At 72.9% G+C, this 18,709-nt stretch carries 15 protein-coding genes and 3 pseudogenes; 4 read left to right on the forward strand and 14 right to left on the reverse strand.

Going from position 1 to position 18,709, the window contains the following annotated elements:
• Nucleotide 1 precedes the first annotated feature (1 nt).
• From ACZ41I_RS14030 to ACZ41I_RS14075, 10 genes and pseudogenes are all read right to left on the reverse strand, one after another.
• Complete coding sequence (locus ACZ41I_RS14030; protein WP_399767504.1) at nucleotides 2-1,090, reverse strand: NADH-quinone oxidoreductase subunit B family protein; 1,089 nt, start codon at nucleotides 1,088-1,090, stop codon at nucleotides 2-4.
• Between the two features lie 102 nt (nucleotides 1,091-1,192).
• On the reverse strand, nucleotides 1,193-2,752 hold the full coding sequence (locus tag ACZ41I_RS14035; protein ID WP_468514163.1) for a hypothetical protein: 1,560 nt from the start codon (nucleotides 2,750-2,752) through the stop codon (nucleotides 1,193-1,195).
• Nucleotides 2,753-2,946: 194 nt separating this feature from the next.
• Nucleotides 2,947-3,302: pseudogene (locus tag ACZ41I_RS14040) on the reverse strand (LysR family transcriptional regulator substrate-binding protein); the annotation flags it as partial.
• Nucleotides 3,303-3,324: 22 nt separating this feature from the next.
• A pseudogene (locus ACZ41I_RS14045) lies at nucleotides 3,325-3,402 on the reverse strand (hypothetical protein); the annotation flags it as partial.
• Between the two features lie 134 nt (nucleotides 3,403-3,536).
• Entirely contained in the window at nucleotides 3,537-4,727 is a 1,191-nt protein-coding gene (locus ACZ41I_RS14050) for a PP2C family protein-serine/threonine phosphatase (RefSeq protein WP_468514164.1), read from the reverse strand.
• The gene (locus ACZ41I_RS14055) at nucleotides 4,724-5,824 is read right to left on the reverse strand and encodes an FUSC family protein (protein WP_468514165.1); all 1,101 of its coding nucleotides are present in this window, start codon (nucleotides 5,822-5,824) and stop codon (nucleotides 4,724-4,726) included. Before ACZ41I_RS14055 ends, ACZ41I_RS14050 begins: the two co-directional genes overlap by 4 nt.
• A gap of 127 nt (nucleotides 5,825-5,951) precedes the next feature.
• Nucleotides 5,952-6,506: a DUF3291 domain-containing protein gene (locus tag ACZ41I_RS14060; protein WP_468323927.1), complete on the reverse strand. Its 555-nt coding sequence runs from the start codon at nucleotides 6,504-6,506 to the stop codon at nucleotides 5,952-5,954.
• A 31-nt stretch (nucleotides 6,507-6,537) separates the two neighbouring features.
• Nucleotides 6,538-7,227 carry a helix-turn-helix transcriptional regulator gene (locus ACZ41I_RS14065; RefSeq protein ID WP_399767522.1) on the reverse strand — a complete coding sequence of 230 codons (690 nt, stop codon included), beginning with the start codon at nucleotides 7,225-7,227 and terminating at the stop codon, nucleotides 6,538-6,540.
• Between the two features lie 556 nt (nucleotides 7,228-7,783).
• Nucleotides 7,784-8,791, reverse strand: coding sequence for a class I mannose-6-phosphate isomerase (locus ACZ41I_RS14070; protein WP_468514166.1), 1,008 nt, complete (start codon nucleotides 8,789-8,791; stop codon nucleotides 7,784-7,786).
• A gap of 13 nt (nucleotides 8,792-8,804) precedes the next feature.
• The gene (locus ACZ41I_RS14075) at nucleotides 8,805-9,218 is read right to left on the reverse strand and encodes an SRPBCC family protein (protein WP_363219525.1); all 414 of its coding nucleotides are present in this window, start codon (nucleotides 9,216-9,218) and stop codon (nucleotides 8,805-8,807) included.
• A 1,178-nt stretch (nucleotides 9,219-10,396) separates the two neighbouring features.
• On the opposite strand from ACZ41I_RS14075, the pseudogene ACZ41I_RS14080 reads away from it, so the two are divergent.
• Nucleotides 10,397-11,272, forward strand: a pseudogene (locus tag ACZ41I_RS14080) (alkaline phosphatase family protein); the annotation flags it as partial.
• 61 nt (nucleotides 11,273-11,333) lie between these two features.
• Here ACZ41I_RS14080 and ACZ41I_RS14085 read toward each other — a convergent pair.
• Complete coding sequence (locus ACZ41I_RS14085) at nucleotides 11,334-12,134, reverse strand: response regulator transcription factor (protein ID WP_468514167.1); 801 nt, start codon at nucleotides 12,132-12,134, stop codon at nucleotides 11,334-11,336.
• Entirely contained in the window at nucleotides 12,131-13,357 is a 1,227-nt protein-coding gene (locus ACZ41I_RS14090) for a sensor histidine kinase (protein ID WP_468514168.1), read from the reverse strand. Before ACZ41I_RS14090 ends, ACZ41I_RS14085 begins: the two co-directional genes overlap by 4 nt.
• Before the next feature lie 134 nt (nucleotides 13,358-13,491).
• Between ACZ41I_RS14090 and ACZ41I_RS14095 the strand changes: the two genes are divergently transcribed.
• The gene (locus tag ACZ41I_RS14095; RefSeq protein ID WP_468514169.1) at nucleotides 13,492-15,048 is read left to right on the forward strand and encodes a nitrilase-related carbon-nitrogen hydrolase; all 1,557 of its coding nucleotides are present in this window, start codon (nucleotides 13,492-13,494) and stop codon (nucleotides 15,046-15,048) included.
• Nucleotides 15,049-15,061: 13 nt separating this feature from the next.
• Here the strand turns inward: ACZ41I_RS14095 and ACZ41I_RS14100 are convergent, their stop codons facing one another.
• Nucleotides 15,062-15,871, reverse strand: coding sequence for a serine hydrolase (locus tag ACZ41I_RS14100; protein WP_468323912.1), 810 nt, complete (start codon nucleotides 15,869-15,871; stop codon nucleotides 15,062-15,064).
• A 212-nt stretch (nucleotides 15,872-16,083) separates the two neighbouring features.
• Between ACZ41I_RS14100 and ACZ41I_RS14105 the strand changes: the two genes are divergently transcribed.
• Together ACZ41I_RS14105 and ACZ41I_RS14110 are read left to right on the forward strand one after the other, a co-directional pair.
• Nucleotides 16,084-17,124 carry a permease gene (locus tag ACZ41I_RS14105; protein WP_468514170.1) on the forward strand — a complete coding sequence of 347 codons (1,041 nt, stop codon included), beginning with the start codon at nucleotides 16,084-16,086 and terminating at the stop codon, nucleotides 17,122-17,124.
• On the forward strand, nucleotides 17,121-17,855 hold the full coding sequence (locus ACZ41I_RS14110) for a TIGR03943 family putative permease subunit (RefSeq protein ID WP_363219518.1): 735 nt from the start codon (nucleotides 17,121-17,123) through the stop codon (nucleotides 17,853-17,855). The genes ACZ41I_RS14105 and ACZ41I_RS14110 overlap by 4 nt, the downstream gene beginning before the upstream one ends.
• Here the strand turns inward: ACZ41I_RS14110 and ACZ41I_RS14115 are convergent.
• On the reverse strand, nucleotides 17,852-18,370 hold the full coding sequence (locus tag ACZ41I_RS14115; RefSeq protein ID WP_399767549.1) for a pyridoxamine 5'-phosphate oxidase family protein: 519 nt from the start codon (nucleotides 18,368-18,370) through the stop codon (nucleotides 17,852-17,854). The two genes, ACZ41I_RS14110 and ACZ41I_RS14115, sit on opposite strands and share 4 nt — an antisense overlap.
• Nucleotides 18,371-18,709 lie beyond the last annotated feature (339 nt).

The following is an 18,709-nucleotide window of genomic DNA, read 5'->3' on the forward strand; positions in this document are numbered from 1 at the left end:
GTCAGGCACGCCAGTGCGGGTTGTAACCGCTGGTGAGCTTGCGCTTGTTGTGGCGCCACTTGGGCTCGTGGTTCACCATGTCGTTGGTCAGGCCGCGCAGCCGTCGGATGACCGCCCCGTAGGGCCGGATCACCATCGACGACAGCGTGCCGCCCGGGGGCTCGTCCATGAACGGCATGAAGGCGTCGGGGAAACTGGGCATCGTGCAGCCGATGCAGATGCCGCCGACGTTCGGGCAGCCGCCGATGCCGGCCATCCAGCCGCGCTTGGGCACGTTGCAGTTGACGACCGGGCCCCAGCAGCCCACCTTCACCTGGCACTTGGGGGAGTTGTAGTCCTTCGCGAAGTCGGCCTGCTCGTAGTACGCGGCCCGGTCACAGCCCTCATGGACGGTCTTCCCGAACAGCCACTGAGGACGCAGCATGTGGTCCAGCGGCGGCGGGGGAGCGGCACCGGCCGCGTGCTGGAGCACCCAGACGAGGGTCTCCATGAAGTTCTCCGGCTGGATGGGACAGCCGGGCACGTTGACGACAGGGAGCCCCGACTGCGCCTTGAAGTCCCAGCCCAGGTAGTCCGCGAGACCCATGCAGCCGGTCGGGTTGCCGGCCATGGCGTGGATCCCGCCGAACGTGGCGCAGGTCCCCGCGGCCACCACCGCCCAGGCCTTGGGCGCGAGCTGGTCGATCCACCAGTTCAGGGTCTGTGGCTCACCGGTGTCCGGGTCGTTGCCGAACGACGTCCAGTAACCGTCCCCCTGGATGATGTTCTGGTTCGGGATCGAACCCTCGATCACCAGGATGAACGGGGCCAGGTCACCGCGGGCCGCCGCCCGGTACGGAGCCAGGAAGTCCTCGCCGCCCAGGCTCGGCGACAGCACCTTGTTGACCAGGTTCACCTTCGGCAGGCCCGGGATGAGCCCGAGCACCACGTCCTCGATGGACGGCTGGCCCGCGGCGGTCAGCGACACGGTGTCGCCGTCGCAGCTCATGCCCTCCGAGATCCAGAGGATGGTGATCTCGTCGAAGCCCTGCCGCGCCTCGGCTCGGCTGGGCTCCCCGCGGACTTCGGTGGTACCGCTCTGTGTGGTCATGTCTGCAACCTCCGTCGCAGCCGGTCTCGGAGTGGGTCGTGGGCTGCCGCGCCGCAGGCGCGGAACAGCCGCTCGGGCATGCGCTGGTCGTGGGCCGTCATCTCAGGGGCGTCCGCCGAACCGTCGTCCGGCGAACCGCCGCTCCTCCGGCCGGTCGGCCGGACGCTGTGGCCGCGGGGACCGCGGCCCGGGTGATCCCACCGGTCCCGTCGGCTCCGGCGCGACCGTGCGCCCGAGCGGTTCGACCTCGTCGGGCCGGAAGTAGTGGAAACGGCCGTACCAGCCGTGCAGTTCGGCGGCCGGATCGTCGTCGACCGTGACCGCCAGGTGGACGCTGCCGTCCACGTCGTGGAAGACCGCGCCGACCCGCGCCGTCCTCCCCTCCAGGAACATGTCCTGCGCGTCGGCGCCCCGGCCGCGCGGGCGCAGCCGTACCCGGCTGCCGCCGCCGACGGACACGCCGTCCACGAGCACGGTGTCGGTCGCCGGGGACAGCCCGTCGTCGCCGCCCTCCTGCCACCAGGCGGGCCGCTCGGCGGGCGGCGGCACCGGCGTCAGGGAACGGATCGCGCCGTGCAACCGCTCGAAGACCTCGCGGGGCATGGTGTCGACCCGGTCGAGGATCCGCGCGGCCCGCGGATCGGTGGCCCGGGCCTCGGCCTTCTCCTCGTCGGTCAGTAGCATCGTGCGCAGCGTGAGGATCTCGTCGATCTCCGCGGCGTCGTGCAGGTCACCGGGACTCTCCGGCGCCACCTGGGGATGGTCGGGGAGGATGATCGGGGCCGAGAGCAGGACGTCCGCGGTCCCCGTCCCCGAGGGCGGACCGCCGAGAACGGGGAACGTGAACGCGTTCCGGCACTCCCGCGCCTGCTCCGCCAGGCCCTCGGGCGGATCGATCAGCGACACGAACTCCACGCCCTCCCCGCCCACGAGGGTGTGCGTGGCGATCAGCGCCTGTCGCAGTGCCTCATGGCGAGGGGCCCGTGTGTCCGGTGCCTCGCCGGTGTTCTCGGTGCGCACCCGCAGCCGGTACAGCCCCGGCGCGAGCGGTTTCGCCACCACCGTCGTCGCGGCCAGCACCTCCCGGCGCCGCCGCACCGTCCGCCCCGTACCGCCCGGCAGCGGCTCGGACTCCGCCCCGCCGGCCGCTCCCACCGGGGCGGTACGACCACCCCGCACCAGCTCCGCCAGCGGCAGCACCAGCTCCGACTCGCGCGGCACCGCCTCCTCGAACGACAGATGCGCCACGCCGTCCGCCGTCCGCAACGACTCCACCGGCCGGTGGCGTCCGTCCCCGTCGGCCTCCTCGACCTGCTTGTCCTGCATCTGCAGATACCGCACCCTCACCCGTACGACCGCGTCGGCGCGCGGTGCCCGCAGGAGGCATTCGGTCTGCTGGTACCACGAGTCGGCGGAGCCGGAGATCCCCGGAGTGACCGGCCCGTCCCGCTCCACCCAGGCGCGGGGCAGCAGCACGCCGAACTGCCAGCGGACCCGGTTCTTCGCCGAGGACCGGCGGTAGGGGTAGAGCAGGTACCCCTCGTACAGCACGGCGTCGGCGACGGTTCCCATCTGCTCGAAGGCACCGCACGGCAGGCCGGCGTCGTCGCCGTCCTCCAGGGCGGCGAGCACCGCGCCGTCCTCGCCGGTTCGGACCGACATGCCGCCTCCTCATCACGGGTCAGTTCGCACATGCCTTCCACCACGGTCACACCCGTCACAGCCGCTCGCCCCTCCGGCGCACGTCGGTTGGGCCAAGCAGGGGACGGCGGCACATCCGGGTGGTTCGCGCGTCCCCGCCGCCTGGCACGCCGCACTGAAGAACCCCAGGGACTGCGGTCCCCCGCTCCATCCCGTCAGGCAGGCCGTGCGAGGTCCAGGCAGCAGCGGACGAAGTCCCGTACGACCGGATTGCGGTCGTCGGCCGGTGCCCAGGCCACGCCCACCCGCGTCGGGCTCACTCCGGTGACCGGTCGGCAGGCCACGCCCGGGCGGAAGTAGAACCGCGCCGCGGACTCGGGGGCGAGCGCGATGCCGTCCCCGTTGGCGATCGCGCTCAGCCAGTCGTCGGGCTGCTCGGTGACCGCGCCGACGCGCACCGGGCGGCTTTCAGGCTCGTCCGCGGCCGGCCAGTCCTCGCGCCAGCGCCGGTCCCCTCGGGCGCGGCGACGAACGGCCCGTCCCACAGCTCGCGGAAGGCGATCCCGGCGCGCGAGTTCCCAGCCGGCGTCCGTGAGCGCCATGCCGGTGGGCGAGCGGTCGAAGAGCCGTACACCGAGCTGGGTCTCCAGCTGCCGGGTCCGCTTGGTCAAGGGTCAGGAGACACCGCCTTGGCCGTCTCGGGCGCGCCCCGCCGGGCTGCCCCTTCGCTCGAAGCTCCTTCGCTCGAAAGGTCCGCTGTCGTGGAACTCGCCCATGTAGGTTCACATGACGCACGGGCCGACTGTCACGGCAGGTGCTCCAGGGCGACCAGGGCCGCGTCGTCGTCGAGGTCGCCGTGCACGTGGTGCAGGAGGTCGCGGCGCAGGGCGGTCACCATCGCCTCCAGCGGTCGGCCGGCGTGTGCGTGCACCGGGGCGGCCAGGTCGTGGAAGCGGCCCCGGCGGTCGCGGCCCTCGATGAAGCCGTCGGTGTACAGCACCAGACGGTCGCCCGGGGCGAACGGCACCGTCTGGGCGACCGGTTCCGCCTGCAGCAGATCGCCCAGGCCGAGCGGCGCGCCGGGCCGGTCGGGCTCGTACGGCCTCACCTCGCCCGCGTGGACGACGTACGGCTCGGGATGACCGCAGTGCACGATGCGGGCCACGGACTCGCCGGGCGGGAACTCCACCAGGAGCGCCGTCGCGAACCGTTCCGTGAACAGCGCGCCCGCGTCACCACCGTCGGGTCCGCCCGTGTCCGGTGCGCCGTCCAGCGCGGCGATGTGCCGGCGAGCCCGTTCGTCCAGGTGCTCCGCCACCTGCGTCAACGACGGCTCGCGGTACGCCAGTTCGCGGAACGCGCCGAGCAGGGTCGCCGACGCGCCGACGGCTTCCAGCCCCTTGCCCCGTACGTCGCCGATCACGATCCGCGTGCCGTACGGCGTCGGCAGCGCCTCGTAGAAGTCGCCGCCGATCCGCGCCTCCGACTCGGCCGGCAGATACACACCGCTCAGGGCGATCGAGTCGATCCGGTGGGGGAGAGGGTGCATCAGGGCGCGCTGTGCGGTCTCGGCGACGGAGCGGACCTGACGGAGCTGCCGTTCCCGGCGCTGCCGCAGGGAGCACGCGGCCAGCGAGGCGAGTCCGACCACGAACAGGCTGCCGAGGGTGACGTCGGCGTCCGGGCGTCCGCAGCTGCCGGCGTCCCACTGGAGCAGCCCGGTGATCACGAGCACGACGCAGGCCAGTACCGCCGTCGCCCGCCAGGGGAGCAGGGCGGCGGCCAGCACCGGGACGGCGGCCATCACCGGCGACACGTGCAGCCAGTCCGGGGTGAGCAGGTCGGTGAGGGCGACGACCACCATGAGCAGCACGGGGGCCGGGGCCAGGAGCGCGCGGGAGCCCGGGCGGCGGGTCCAGGGTGCCGCTGTACGGCGCGCGGGTGCGGCGGCCCGCTCGGTGGTCGTGTCCGGGAGGCCGGTGGTGTGAGGGGTCATCGTCGCGGTGAGGGCCGAAGCGGGTCGAGGAGCCGGTGGGCTCGGTCGGGCGGGGCGGGTGCGGGCGCCGACAGGCAGGTCAGGGCCGACTCCAGGGGGCGCAGGAGGCACTGGTCCGGGGCGGCCGTGCCGGCGGGACCCCGGCCGGGGGCGCCGAGCCGGGCGAGGGCCTGGCGTGCGGCGGGCAGGGCGGGGTGCGGCCGGCCGCCGCGGCAGGAGTAGGCGCACAGGGCGGTCGTCCGCAGCAAACGGGCGTACGGCTGCGTGAAGGCGGGCCCGGGGCGGGTGGCCTCGGCCGCGCCGGGGTGGACGTCGAGCAGCCGGCCCGTGGCGGTCACCTGCCCGGCCACGTCGGTCAGCGTGCGCAGCACCCGGTGATCCAGGTGCCAGCGGCGGCGCCGGGCGGTCGGCCGGACGTTCCAGCGCAGGCTCTCGTGTGCCTCGTCCACGGCGGTGCGGGCCCGGGTCAGTGCCGTGCCGAGGTCGTCCTCCCAGGCCGCGCCGAGTCTGTTGCGCGGCCGCTCGTGCCGTACGACCGCGTCGGCCAGGCCGTCCAGGTGCCGGGCGATCAGCATCCGCAGCTCCTCCAGCGCCCGTTCGGCGGACCGTACGCGCACGGCGGGGAACAGCAGCACGCTGCACGCCAACCCGAAGCCGATGCCGAGCACGATCTCCGCCAGGTGTGCTCCCAGTTCACCGGGGTGGCGGCCACGGACCAGGGCGAAGGTGAGCAGGGCGGTCGCCGGGACGTGCAGGCCGTGGTGGCCGAGGAAGCCGTGCCGGGCCAGCAGCACGGAGGCGAAGACGACGAGGGCCAGGCCCGCCATGCCGGGCTCGGCGTACAGCGCGCCGGGTACGGCGACCAGCACGCCGAGCAGGCAGCCGACGGTGTAGCGGGTGGCGGCGGAGACCGTGGCCACCACCGTCGTCTCGACGATGAGCAGCGCGGCGACGGCGCCCGCGTAGGGATCGGAGATGTGCAGCAGCGTCGCGCAGGTCTGCCAGGTCAGACCGGCCGCCACCGTGGCGCGCGCGGCCTCGGCGCCGCCGGCCTGTCCGATCCGTGCCATGAGAGCGGGCAACCGTGCGCTGTGCATGCTCGTCCCTCCCCTTCCCTTTCCGTATCCGGTCGGACAAGGCCGCCAAGGATAATCGGACAAATGCCGAATATGGCAAATAAGGAATATGTAGGGGTGGTCATTGCTCGGCTTGTGTATGTCCCGTTCAAATCTCAACAGCTAGGCGCGTGTTCGGGCCTCTGGTGGTGCCGGCGGGGGTCGTCGCGTCCGCCGGCGGCATGGCCCGAGGGTGCTGGGCGGCCTCGGCGGCGGTGTAGGAGGAGGCGAAGGTGAAGGCGCGGGGGGATGGTCCGTGGGCTCGTAGGTCCGCCAGTCGTTCCATGGCCTCGTCGACGGTCGGGAGGTGACCGGCGGGGATCCACCAGAGCACGAGGTGCGCCTCGACGTGCCGCTCGAACCAATCGCGGCGTCGCTGCATCGCCTCCAGGTGCCCGCTGCGGTAGGTGAAGTCCCACAGGGCCTGCTGGTTCTCCCACACCGACAGGGTGACGATGACGTTCTCGCCCGCCGGGCGCAGGCCGGTGGCGTCGGGCTTCCCGTCCTCCGTCAGCCGCCACACGAAGCCGGGTGCGTCGTCGGCGGCGGCGTTGACCGGGTCGAGCATGTCCACGAAAGGTGCCGTGCGGGGGTCGTCGAGGGGGTGGCGGAGCGTGGCGACGTTGAAGTGGGCCAGGTGGACGGCGCGCGGGGATGAGGTCATGGCCTCATCCCAGCACGGCCCCCTTTCTATGTCAATGATGATTGTCTTTAGAAGCCTCGACCACCACGCAGCACTCCCCGGGCCGGGCGTCCATGCGGGCACGGACCGGACCGTCCGTGCCGAGCAGCCCCTCCAGCAATGCCAGATTCATGCCGCAGACCAGCGGCGGGAAGCGTTCGGCGACGGCATGGAAGGGGCAGTTGCGCATGCGCACGACGTGCGCGGCTGTCCCGGCCGCCCCCTGGGCGCCTTCGGCGCCTTCCATGTGCGGTTCGTAGCCGCGGGCGGCCAGCAACTCCATGGCCTCTTCGAGACCGCCGCAGGGTGCCGCCGAGCCGCGCAGCGCCTCACCCCGGCGTCGCGCAGCCGCGCAGAGCCCGGCATCCAGCCCGGCCTCCTCGGCGGCCTCGGCGAGCAGCTCCGCGGCGGTGCGGTAGTCGCGGGCCGGCAGCGACACCGTTCGCTCGGCCCGCGCCCGCGTGTACACCTTGGCGGGACGGCCCGCCCCCGGCCCCGAGCGACCCGTCAGGCGCCGGCTGCCGCTCTCCAGCAGGCCGACGTCGGCGAGCTTGTCCAGATGGTGCGCAGCGAGAGTGCGCGCCACCCCGGCCGCCTCGGCGGCCTCGTTGCGGCCGACCTCGCGGCCCTGCGCCACCACGTACTCGTACAGGCGCCGCCGCACGGGATCCTGCAGCGCCGCGATCGCTTCGATGTCCTCCACCCGGCCATTCTAGGAACAACCCAGGTCGGAGATAGAAACGCGGAACATCGTGTGCGCATGCCAGGAGTTCTGGGACGACCAGGATCTGGGCCGGTGGCTTGGGCTCGCCATGGGGCAGGCGGACAAGGGGTTTACGCTCGAACTGCTCGCGGCGGTCGGCCAGACCCTTGCGCTTGAGCCGAGCATGTCCGGTCCGTCATGAGCGGAGCCAGCTGATCGCTGCTGCCGGGATCGTGCGGCGGACGCCGCGACGTCGTAGACACCCGCGGTACGGGCCGTTGCTGCAGGCCCCAGCCGCGTGCCGATGCGGCCGCACAACGGTGGAGTCCACAGCGATGTCCCAGCCGATCCCGCCCACGGCGTCAGCCGCGGCCCGCACCTGCTGCAGCAGGCGTTCCCACGTGCCGTCGGCCGGCAGAAACGCCGAGCTGCCTGGCTCGGGCATCACGATCACCTCCAGGGTCCACGGGTCGCGGCCGCCCGTGCGAGGCAAGCCGCCGCCCCTACGGCACGTCGCCGAGGGCGGAGATCGCGGCGGGACCGTGCCCGGCGGCTGTCAGGGGCTTGTCGATGTCGGCCGCCAGGTCGGGGAGATGGCCGAAGAGGACGTCGGCGGGCCCGTCCACCCGCACCTCTCCCAGCGCCGCCGGCAGCAGCAGAGTCCGCGCCCGGTCCAGGCGGCCGGTCCAGCCGCCGGCAGCGACGGTGACCGGTGGACCGGCGTTGGTGAGGCCTGGGCCGTGGTGAAGCCGCGGGTGAGGGAAGCGGTGCTGCCGGCGGCCCAGCGCTCCAGGGCGAAATACGGCCCCGCACACAGCACCGTGCGCACCACGGAGTCCGCCTGCGGGATGCTCAGCCCCGGCTGGAACTCCGGCCGCGGCCCGGGCCGCCACTCCTCCAGCAACCGTTCGACGTTCGCCTCACGCTCCCGTTCCCCCAGGGGCGCGCCGTCCTCCATCCGCCACGGCATGGCGTGCTGCTGGATGTCGGACGTCTGCTCGATCTCGTACACCAGCGTGCCCGGCCCGAAGCTGTGCAGGGTCCCGCCGGGGACGTAGACGGTCTGCCCGGCGCGTACCGGCAGACGGCGCATGACCGCGTCGAAGTCCTGCGCGAACAGGGACCGGCGCAGCCGCTCGCGGTCGACTCCGGGGCGGGTCCCGACCAGCGCGGTGGCGCCGGGTACGGCGTCCAGGACGTGCCAGGCCTCCGTCTTGCCGTGCGGCTCGCCCTCCAGGCGCCGGGCGGTGGTGTCGTCGGCGTGCAGATGCACGGGCAGGGGCCCGGTTGCGTCGATGAACTGGTGAGCAGCGGAAAGCGGGGGCCGTGCGGGCGGTCGCCCAGCAGGGCGTCCGGGTGCTCCGCCAATGAGCCGGCGCAGGCTCCGTCCGGCGAGCGGGCCCTCGGTGACCGTGGCGCCCTCGCCGTCGACACCGCTCACCTCCCAGGTCTCGGCGACCCGGCCCGCCGGCAGACCCGTGCGCCCCAGCCGGCCGGCCAGAGCCCGACCGCCGAAGACATGCTGCTCGACCGGTGTGCTGAGGCCCGGCGGATACCAGGTCACCGGGCCCGGCATCTCAGCCGGCCGTGTTGTCGACGCGTAGGCGTACCTGCTCCTCCAGACGCCTGAGGCTGCCGTCGAGTGCGTCGTACACCGCCTGCTCGCCGGGGTCGTGACCGTCGTCGAAGAACGACAGGTGCACCGTCACCTCGCTGGCGCCGCTGCCGATCCCGGCCACCTGCAGCCACCCGGCGTAGCTGCCCTGCTCCCGGGTCCCCCACTCCAGCCGCATCTGGTCGGGCTCGGATCGCAGCAGCGCGGGCATGTCCTCGCCGGAGATGTCCTCGTGCACGGTCACGGCGGGCGGGTCCTCGGCGTCCACGTGCAGGGCGTCCGGGAGCCACGCGTCGAGCTGGCCTAGGTTGGCCGCCTGGTCGAAGACCTGCTCGGGCTGTGCGGGCATCGTGCGGGACCGTTCGTACTCGCCCATGGTGCTACCGCCCCTCCACTCGGAAGTCGTACCCCCACCGCGTGCCCCTTCCGGCGCGAGCGAAAAGCCCCACCGGCCGGCCCCACGGAACGAGCCGCGTGCGCCGCCAACTTGTCTGGTCAAGTTTGGTCGTGGTTCTTCCGCTCGACAGCGGCGTCCCGTACTCATGTCCCGTTCGTTGCGCACAGTCAGGCCGTGCGGACAGCACTCCTCACGGCATCCTCACCCACACGACGAGGTACCACGTATGAGACTGCGCTCCAGATCCCTCGGCGGGCTCCTGGCCCTCCTCGGTGCACTGATCGTCGCCGCTCCCGCCCCCGCACGGGCGGCCGGGAGCAGCGGCAACCTGATCGTCAACGGCGATGCGGAGAGCGGCGGTTACTGCACCCAGGACTGGGCTGCGGCCACCACGGTCCCGGGCTGGACCACCCAGGCCGGCGGACCGGACGTCATGTGTCACAGCGTCGCCTCGTTCGGGTTGCCGAGCGACGGCGGGACACCGGGCAGGGCGTTCTTCGGGCCGGGCAACTTCGGCGACGGCTCCATGAGCCAGACCGTCGACGTCTCCTCGGCCGCCGCCGCCATCGACGGCGGCGGTGTGCACTACGACCTCTCCGGCTGGCTGGGCGGCTGGACCACCTACAGCGGACACGCCGCCGTGAGCCTGCACTTCCACGACGGCAGCGGCCGTCCGGTCGGCGCCACCGCCAAGCTGCCCACCGTGTCCGCGAGCGACCGGGGCCTGGCCACCAAGTTCCTCTCGCGCAGCGCCACCGGCGCGGTCCCCGGCGGCACCCGGTCCATCCAGGTCGAGGTGCAGTTCCTGTCGACGAGCAGCGAGACCGGCTACCTCGACAACCTCTCCCTCACCCTCGACACCCCGGTCACCGCACCCGCCCCGCTGGCCCCGCCCGTCTCCAAGGTCCCCGGCTACGACCATGTCTTCATGGTCATGATGGAGAACACGGACTACTCCGAGGTCATGAACGACCCCGCGGACACGCCGTACATGCACAGCCTCATGTCCCAGGGCGCCACGCTCACCGACTTCCACGGCGTCTACCACCCGAGCGACGAGAACTACCTCGCCATCGCCGGCGGCGACACCTACGCCAAGGGCGCCACCTACTTCCCCGACATCAACTCCCCCCCAGCGCAACCTCGGCGACACCGTCGAAGCGGCCGGCAAGACGTGGAAGGCCTACGAGCAGGGCATGGGCACGCCCTGCAACACCAAGAACAACAACGACAGTTACTACGAGCCCGACGACGCGCCCTTCATCAACTACACCGACATCAGCGGTGACGCCCCACGCTGCGCGGCCCACCTGTTCGACACCACCCAGCTGACCACCGACCTGAAGTCCGCGGCCACCACACCGAACTTCTCCTGGATCGCCGCCGACGACTACTACGACGGTGAGGCCTCCGGCAACGGCAACGCCACCAGCCTGAGGACACAGGACGGCTGGCTGAAGCAGACCCTCGCCCCGGTCCTCGCCTCCCCGGCCTGGACCCAGCAGCGCTCCCTGTTGATCCTGACCTGGGACGAGAGCCAGAACGAGGGCTACAACCACATCGTCACCACCCTCGTCGGCTCCCAGGGCACCGTCCCGGCCGGCACCAGCAGCCCGCTGCACTACGACCACTACGGCATCGGCCGCACCATCGAGGCGGCCCTCGGCCTGCCCGGTCTCACGGCCAACGACACCTACGCGACACCGCTCAACGCCGCGTTCGCCCCGTCCAGCGCGAGCACACCGACGCTCACCGGCGACCTGAACGCGGTCTCCGACGGCGGCAACGTCACCGTGCGCTACTCGGTGCCGTCGACGGCCCAGGTGAACACCAAGAACTGGATCGGCATCTATCCGGCGGGCGTCACCCCGGGCAAACAGTCCTCGCTCACCTGGTCCTATGCCCCGAACGCCAGCGGTGCCCCGACCTTCTCGACCGGCAAACTGAGCGGAGCGGGGAAGTACGACGTGTACTACCTGGCCAACGACGGCTACTCGGTCCTGGCCGGCCCGTTCTCCCTGGCCGTCGGCTGACCGCTCCGGAAAGAAGCGGGCCCACGCGCATTCGCGCGGTGAAGCAGCCCACGGGGTGACCTCAACCCCTGGCCGGCCGCTCTCTGCCGTCGCCACTCGGTGAGCGCGTGGGCCCGGTGGCCGTACTCGAAGGCCTCGCCGAGCGGTCCGACCCGTGCGACGGCCGGGGCGGCCTGCCGTCCGCCGTGTGCGCGGCGAGCCCGGCCCGATGGGCGAACAGGGCGGCCTGGACGCGGTTCTCCAGACCCAGCCGGGTCAGGATGCGGTTGATCCGGCTCTTGACGGTCGCCTCGCTGAGCCCGAGGTCCGCGGCGATCCGTGCGTTGGACAGTCCCCGCGCGACCAGCACGAGGACCTGGATCTCGCGTTCGGTGAGTGCGCCGGCCTCCGGGGCCGGGGCCGGCGCGTGGGAGAGGAGAGCGGGCGGCAGCGCGGTGACCGTGTCGATCAGACGCCGGGTGACGCTCGGCGCGAGCACGGACTCGCCGTCGGCCGCGGCGCGAAGGGCCTCGGCGAGCTGGTCGGGCCGGCTGTTCTTCAGCAGGAAGCCGACGGCCCCGGCGCGCAGCGCGGCATGGACGTACTCGTCCAGGTCGAAGGTGGTCAGCACCAGCACCCGCGGCACCGGCCCCGGGCCGGGCCAGTCCTGGACGATACGCCGGGTCGCCTCGACGCCGGTCGTGCCCGGCATCCGTACGTCCATCAGCACCACGTCCGGCCGCAGCGCCTCGGCCCGGGCGACGGCCTGCTCGCCGTCGGCTGCCTCGCCGACCACCGACAGCCCCTCCCGGCGGTCGATGACGAGACGCAGAGCGGTCCGCACGATCTCCTGGTCGTCCACGACGAGCACGCGTACGGTCATCCGTCCTCCTGAGCCGATCCAGGACCCCGCGCGGACAGGACGGCACGCAGGTGCCAGCCGCCGTCCGGACCGGGCCCGGCGTGCAGGGTGCCGTCGAATGCCGCCACCCGTTCCCGCATTCCGACGAGCCCAAGTCCGGCTCCGGGCACCGGCCGGTGGCCCGGGGCCGGCGCGTCGTTGTCCACCTCGATCGTCAGGCGCGCCTCGTCACCGTGTACGGCGATCCGCACGCCGACCGGACCGGCGTGCTTGACCACGTTGGTCAGCGCCTCCTGGACGATGCGGTACGCCGAGACCTGCATCCCGGCCGGCAGCGCGCCCCCGGCGCGTGTCTCGCAGACACAGGTGACCCGGCAGCCCGCCGAGGTCGCGACGCCGATGAGCAGGTCCAGGTGGTCCAGGGACGGCTCGGGCGCGAGGCCGCGTTCACCGAAGGAGAGCAGCCCGAGCATCCGCCGCATCTCGGTGAGCGCCGTGTCCGCGGTCCGCGCGATGAGACCGACACCGTGCGCGGCCTCGTCCGCATCGGGCGGACGCGAGGTCAGAACGTCCTCGGCGGCGCGTGCCTGGAGGGCGATCGCGCTGACGTGGTGGGCGACGACGTCGTGCAGGTCGCGGGCGATGCGGGCCCGCTCGGTGAGCACGGCCTGCCGGGCGTTGAGCTCCCGTTCGGCCGCGAGCCGCCGGTTGAGTTCGCGCAGACGTTCCGCGGCGGAGTCGATCCGGCGCCGTCCGTGGCCCAGCAGCCAGGCCAGGGCGAAGAAGAACGCGAACGTCGTGACGCTGATCGGCTCCAGGGAGCCGGGACGGGGCGGCTGCCAGTGTCCGGTCAGGGCGTCCGTGACGGCGGCGGTGACGAGGACGGACCCGGTGAGCGGCACGCTCGCCGGCGCCGGTGCGTGCCGCGCCACGGCGTAGACGCCGATCATCAGCAGGAACGGCCCGGGGATCTTCCCGGGGATCGGACCGAGCGCCTGGAAGACGACGTACACCGCGGTCATCGAGAGGAGGGCGGTCCGCGGATGCGTCCGCCGCCACAGCAGCGGCACGGTCTGCGCGCCCCACAGCGCCACGCCCCACACCGGCGGCCGTGGGGTGCGGTCCAGCACCGTGGCCATGTCGAGCAGGGTGAGGCCGCCGCCCCACAGCGCATCCGTCAGACGCGGTCGGTCGGCGAGCCACAGCTGTGCGGCTCGGGGCAGGGCGTTCACCTGGGTGGTCATCGGTCCGTCAGGCTAGACGACGCGGACGCAGGGCCGGATCCGCCGTGGGGCGCGCATCGAAAGATGCGTCAGCGCGCCGAGGATCGGCATCCGGGCCGAGGCCCGGCGGGGTGGGCCGCCCTAGCGTCCGGACCATGACGAACACAGCCCCACCGGCACCGCCCCGCCCGACGGACCGGACGGAAGAACCGTCCTCGCCGCCGGCTCGCGCCCACCGGCACGTCTGGCCCCTCCTGCTGCTCGGCACCGGGACGATGCTCTTCGCGGTCGGGGGCCGATGGGACATCACGGCCGCCGCCTGGATCTTCCCCGTCCTCCTCCTGCGCTTCACACGGCTGAGCCGCGCCTGGTCCGGAGCGCTGTGGATCTGGCCGGCGCACCTCGGGGCCGCCGTTTTCTGGATCCAGGAGTCGGCGATCGGCTTCAACGCCGTGGTGCTCGCCGGGGCCCTCGCCCTGTCCGCCCTGCAGACGCTGCCCTTTCTGGCCGACCGACTGCTGGCGAACCGGCTGCGACCGGCGCCGGCCGCACTGGTCTTCCCGGCCGGTGTCGCCGCCGCCGAGTTCCTGATCACCCTGCTGTCCCCGTTCGGCACGGCCTACGGCTCCCTGGCCGTCACCCAGCACGCGGACCTGCCCCTGCTCCAGGTCGTCTCGGTCACCGGCCCCTGGGGCATCGGCTTCCTCATCGGTTACGTGGCGAGCACGGTCAACCGCATCTGGGGCCACGGGGACCGCCCCTCCTGGCGCGGCGGCCTCGTCTGCATCGCCGTCCTGCTCAGTGTCCTGCTCGCCGGCGGTGCCCGGCTCGCCTTCCTCCCGCCCCAGGGCACGACCGTACGGATCGCCGGCATCAGTCCGTCCCGCGCCGTGACCGAGCGGCTGCGGGCCACGCTCGCCCGGTTGGCCGACGGCCCCGGTGGCGTCGCCGCTGCCCCCGCCTCGGCGGTACGGCCGGCGATGACCGCGGTCGAGAACGACCTGCTGGCCGCGACCCGGCGCGAGGCCGCCGCGGGCGCGAAGATCGTGATCTGGCCCGAGGAAGCCGTCAGGACCCAGGAGCCGCAAAGGTCCGCCGCCCTCGCCGCCGCCCGGGCAGAGGCCCGGCGCTCGCGCATCTACCTGGAGATCGGGGTGCGCGTCTACAGCACCACCGCACCCGCCTACGGCCGGGACGAGGCACTCCTCATCGACCCGCGTGGCACGGTGCTGTGGACCTACCAGAAGGCCCGCCCCATCCCCGGTTCGGAGCGGTTCACGCCCGGCGACGGCCAGGTGCCGGTGGTCCGCACCCCGTACGGCCGGCTCGCGAACGTCATCTGCTACGACGCCGACTTCCCGGCCCTGGTGCGTACCCGCGCCGACATCATGCTCGTACCCGCGCACGACTGGAAGGAGTACGGCGGCGCCCACACCGACAAGGCGGCCCTGGCCGCCGTCGAGGGCGGCTACTCCCTGGTCCGCCAGGACGCGGAGGGCGTCTCGGCCGCCTTCGACGACGAGGGTCACCTCCTCGCCACCACCGACTACTTCACGACCGGCCGCCAGACCACGGTCGCCTACGTGCCCGTACGAGGCGTCACCACGGTCTACGACCGCGTCGGCGACACCTTCGCCTGGCTCTGTCTGGCCGCTCTGGCGGCGCTCACCGGCACCGCCCTCGTCCGCCCGCGCCGCCCGGTGGACCGGTGACGACGGGCCGAGCTCACGCGACGGCCCGGCGGGCCGTCTTCTCCACCAGGGAGATCCCGTCACGCATCGAGGCGCTGCCGTTCGACAGGACCGCGACGAGGCAGCGGTGCCCCTTCACGGTGACCTGACCGACGCTGTTGACGTCCCACAGGCCGGAGGTGTTGCGCTGCAGCCAGCCGTTCTTCAGCGCCCGCGGGGAGCCGGAGCCGCCGGCGGCCGAGACCCCCCAGGTCTGCTCGGGGACGACGTGGCCCATGAGGGTACGGATGTAGGCCCGGGACTCCGTGGTCAGCCCGCCGGAGCCGGCTTTCGCCGGCGTACCGTCGAACACGGCCCTGAGCAGCCGTATCTGGTCGCTCGCGGTCGTCCGCGTCAGCCCCCACCTGGCACCGGGCCCGCCCGTGGTGGAGGTCAGGCCCAGGCGCTTGTTGGCGGCGGCCAGCCCGGGGGCCTGGCCGATCTGCCGCCAGAGCGCGTTGGCCGCCGTGTTGTCGCTGCGCTCGATCATCGGCTCGGCACGCCCGCGTTCATCGGCGGTGAGCCGCCGTCCCGCGTCCTGGGCCTGGAGGAGCAGCGCCGCGAGGATGTCGACCTTGACGATGCTGGCGGTGTCGTACGCAGTGTCCTTCCCGTGCACCACGGGGGTGCGGCCGGCTCCGTCCAGGTCGAGCACGGCGGCCGTGACATGCGGGGAGGCGACGGGAGCGGAGGCGGCCGCGGCCGGTGCCGGGTGCAGGGCGCCGGCCGAGAGGAGGGTTCCGACCGAGGCCAGGACGACGCCGGTCCGCGTGCGTGCGGCGGTGGGGGAGAGGCGAGACGGCATGGCCCCGAACGTAGACAAATCGCGTCCGGGGCGAAGTGGCAGCCGTCACCTTCCCGCCGGTCGCCGGCGAATTGTGAGAAGAGCCACCGACGCCGCCGACGCCACCAATGGGACGCATTGCGCCGCATGAGCCGGTCATGCGGCGGCGTGTACGCGCGGGCGGATCGCGTGTCTCGCTTATCGTCGGCCAGACACCGACATCCGGAGTGATAATGGAAAAATCGGATGAATTGGTTGATGTGGTCGACGGCGTGGCGGTCGTCCCCGTCGGCTCGCCGCCCCTGCGCCGCATCCGGCCGTGGCCGCTCGGCGCCGCCCTCGCGATCGCGGCCGGCGCCGCGACCGTGCTCCTCCTCGGCGGCGCCCAGTGGCTGAACCACCCGGCCGTCCAGGCCTGGCGCACCGTCTGCCTGGCCATCACCGTCCAGGCCCTGCCCTTCCTCCTCCTCGGCACCGCCCTGTCCGGTGCCATCAACGCGTTCGTGCCGGCCGGCCTGTTCACCAAGGTCCTGCCGAAGAGAGCCGCCCTCGCCGTGCCGGTCGCCGGTGTCGCGGGCGCGGTGCTGCCGGGCTGCGAGTGCGCCTCCGTCCCCGTCGCCCACAGCCTGATCCGACGGGGAGTCACCCCCGCCGCCGCCTTCGCCTTCCTGCTCTCCGCGCCCGCCGTCAACCCCGTCGTACTGACCGCCACCGCCGTCGCCTTCCCGGGCAACCCCGCGATGGTCGCCGCGCGGCTGTTCGCCTCCCTCGCCGCCTCGGCCGTGATGGGCTGGCTGTGGCTCTGGCTGGGCAAGGAGGAGTGGCTGCGGCCGGTCCTGCGGCACCGGCACACCGGCCACGAGCACGGCCGCAGTCGCTGGAACGAGTTCCGGCTCGGCTTCCAGCACGACTTCCTGCACGCCGGCGGCTTCCTCGTGCTCGGGGCCATGGCCGCCGCCACCTTCAACGTCGCCGTGCCGCGTTCCGTCCTCGACGCCTTCTCCGGCTCACCCTGGCTCTCGGTGCTCTTCCTGGCCGGACTCGCCGTGCTGCTGGCGGTCTGCTCGGAGGCCGACGCGTTCGTCGCCGCCTCCCTCACCGGGTTCTCGCCGACCGCGCGGCTCACGTTCATGGTGGTCGGGCCCATGGTCGACCTGAAGCTGATCGCCCTTCAGGCCGGCACCTTCGGGCGGGCCTTCGCCTGGCGTTTCTCCACGGCCACCACCGTCGTGGCGGTCGCCGCGAGCGTCCTGATCGGAGGCGCACTGCTGTGAAACGCCCCGTCCAGACCCTGCTCCTGACGCTGACCGGCACCGGCCTGCTGCACACCGCCCTCTTCACCGACATCTACCTGCGCTACGTCAAGGCCGGTCTGCGCCCGCTGCTGATCGTCTCCGGCGCCGTCCTCCTGCTGCTCGGCCTGGCCGCGGCAGCCGTACGGGACCAACCGCGGCACACCGGCCACGACGGCCACGAGCACGGCCACGACCACGCCGGCACCCCGCGCATCGCCTGGCTGCTGTTCCTCCCGGCGATCAGCTTGCTGTGCTACGCGCCGCCCGCCCTGGGCGCGTACACCGCGGCACGCTCGAACAGCAAGCCCGTCGCGGTGCAGAAGGGGTTCGCCGCGCTGCCCGCCACCTCACCGCTGCCCCTGACCCTCACCGACTTCACCAAACGCGTCCAACAAGACCGCAGCCGTGCCATCGGGAGCCGGATCGTCCGGCTGACGGGCTTCGTCACCCCCGCCGAGGACGACGACGGCTTCTACCTGACCCGCATCATCTTCACGTGCTGCGCGGCGGACTCCCAGACCGTCAAGGTCCGCGTGTACGGCACCGAGGCGCCGCCCGCGAACACCTGGCTCGCGGTGACCGGCACCTGGCACCCCCACGGCAGTCTCGGCACGAGGACCGCGCAGGCGGCCCTCGACGCCAAGGCCACCCGCCCCATCGCCCAGCCGGTGAACGCCTACACCGACGATCTGCCGCTCACGCCGTCCTAGCCGCCGCACGGGCACGAACCCGGCGGCCGGGACGCCGGACGGTGTTCAGCGTCCACAGTCCCGTACCGAGAGGCCGTGGCCGCCGTGTCGGTGAGCAGTACGCCCGTGATCAGGCAGGGGTTGATGCGCACGGCGTGGTCCATGCCCTCCTGCGGTGACCAGGGGGCGAGCCGCGTGCGGATCCGGGCCAGGTCCGCCGGGTCCGTGACCAGCCGGGCGTAGCCGGTGACCACCACGCTCCAGCCCAGGTGCGTGTCCGGGTCGAGCGCGTCGGCCTCGTAGGCGACCACCACGCCCTCGCCGCCGCCCTGCCGCGGTTGCGCGGTCAGCTCCGCACCCTCGTGGGTGCGGATGACGATGTCGCCGTCGTCCAGGACGTGACTGACCGGACGGACGGTGGGCAGCGCCTGCCGGGTGAAGACGATCCTCCCCAGGGAGACACTGCCCAGCAGCCGCAGCGCCTCGACCGGGTCGAGGTCGACGCGTCGGTGCGCGCGGGCGTCGTTACGGGTCATGGCCGGCTTCTTCTGGGTGCGTGACTGTCTCCTCGCCTGCTCCGGCCCCGGTGCGCGCGGCATGGCGCAGTGAGACGGAGCGGCACCGCGGGGGACGGAGCGGCACCGCGGGGGACGATGCCGCTCCTGAACCAACCCTCCGCCGGCCTCCTGCCGTGCGCCCAGTGCCCTTCGGTCCTCGGCAGCAGGGCCGGACGTCCCGACTCCGCGGGCCGGCGTGAGGTCGTTGTGCCCCTCTTCATGCCCCTCTTCGGCGCTCGCACCGCCGACAGCCGGTTTGAGGTGCACGATGGTGTCGTGGCACCCCGCGGAGTGTGCGGCGAAGCCGCCGGTGCGCGA

This window comes from Streptomyces sp. NPDC030799 (assembly GCF_055572255.1).

Bases quoted from the DNA above. Each gene is read 5' to 3' on its own strand.
- ACZ41I_RS14060 (WP_468323927.1), bottom strand. From the start codon at position 6,506: ATGACCTCATCCCCGCGCGCCGTCCACCTGGCCCACTTCAACGTCGCC.
- ACZ41I_RS14115 (WP_399767549.1), bottom strand. From the start codon at position 18,370: ATGACCCGTAACGACGCCCGCGCGCACCGACGCGTCGACCTCGACCCG.
- ACZ41I_RS14085 (WP_468514167.1), bottom strand. From the start codon at position 12,134: ATGACCGTACGCGTGCTCGTCGTGGACGACCAGGAGATCGTGCGGACC.
- ACZ41I_RS14105 (WP_468514170.1), top strand. From the start codon at position 16,084: ATGGAAAAATCGGATGAATTGGTTGATGTGGTCGACGGCGTGGCGGTC.
- ACZ41I_RS14030 (WP_399767504.1), bottom strand. From the start codon at position 1,090: ATGACCACACAGAGCGGTACCACCGAAGTCCGCGGGGAGCCCAGCCGA.
- ACZ41I_RS14095 (WP_468514169.1), top strand. From the start codon at position 13,492: ATGACGAACACAGCCCCACCGGCACCGCCCCGCCCGACGGACCGGACG.
- ACZ41I_RS14055 (WP_468514165.1), bottom strand. From the start codon at position 5,824: ATGCACAGCGCACGGTTGCCCGCTCTCATGGCACGGATCGGACAGGCC.
- ACZ41I_RS14075 (WP_363219525.1), bottom strand. From the start codon at position 9,218: ATGGGCGAGTACGAACGGTCCCGCACGATGCCCGCACAGCCCGAGCAG.
- ACZ41I_RS14100 (WP_468323912.1), bottom strand. From the start codon at position 15,871: ATGCCGTCTCGCCTCTCCCCCACCGCCGCACGCACGCGGACCGGCGTC.
- ACZ41I_RS14090 (WP_468514168.1), bottom strand. From the start codon at position 13,357: ATGACCACCCAGGTGAACGCCCTGCCCCGAGCCGCACAGCTGTGGCTC.
- ACZ41I_RS14035 (WP_468514163.1), bottom strand. From the start codon at position 2,752: ATGTCGGTCCGAACCGGCGAGGACGGCGCGGTGCTCGCCGCCCTGGAG.
- ACZ41I_RS14050 (WP_468514164.1), bottom strand. From the start codon at position 4,727: ATGACCCCTCACACCACCGGCCTCCCGGACACGACCACCGAGCGGGCC.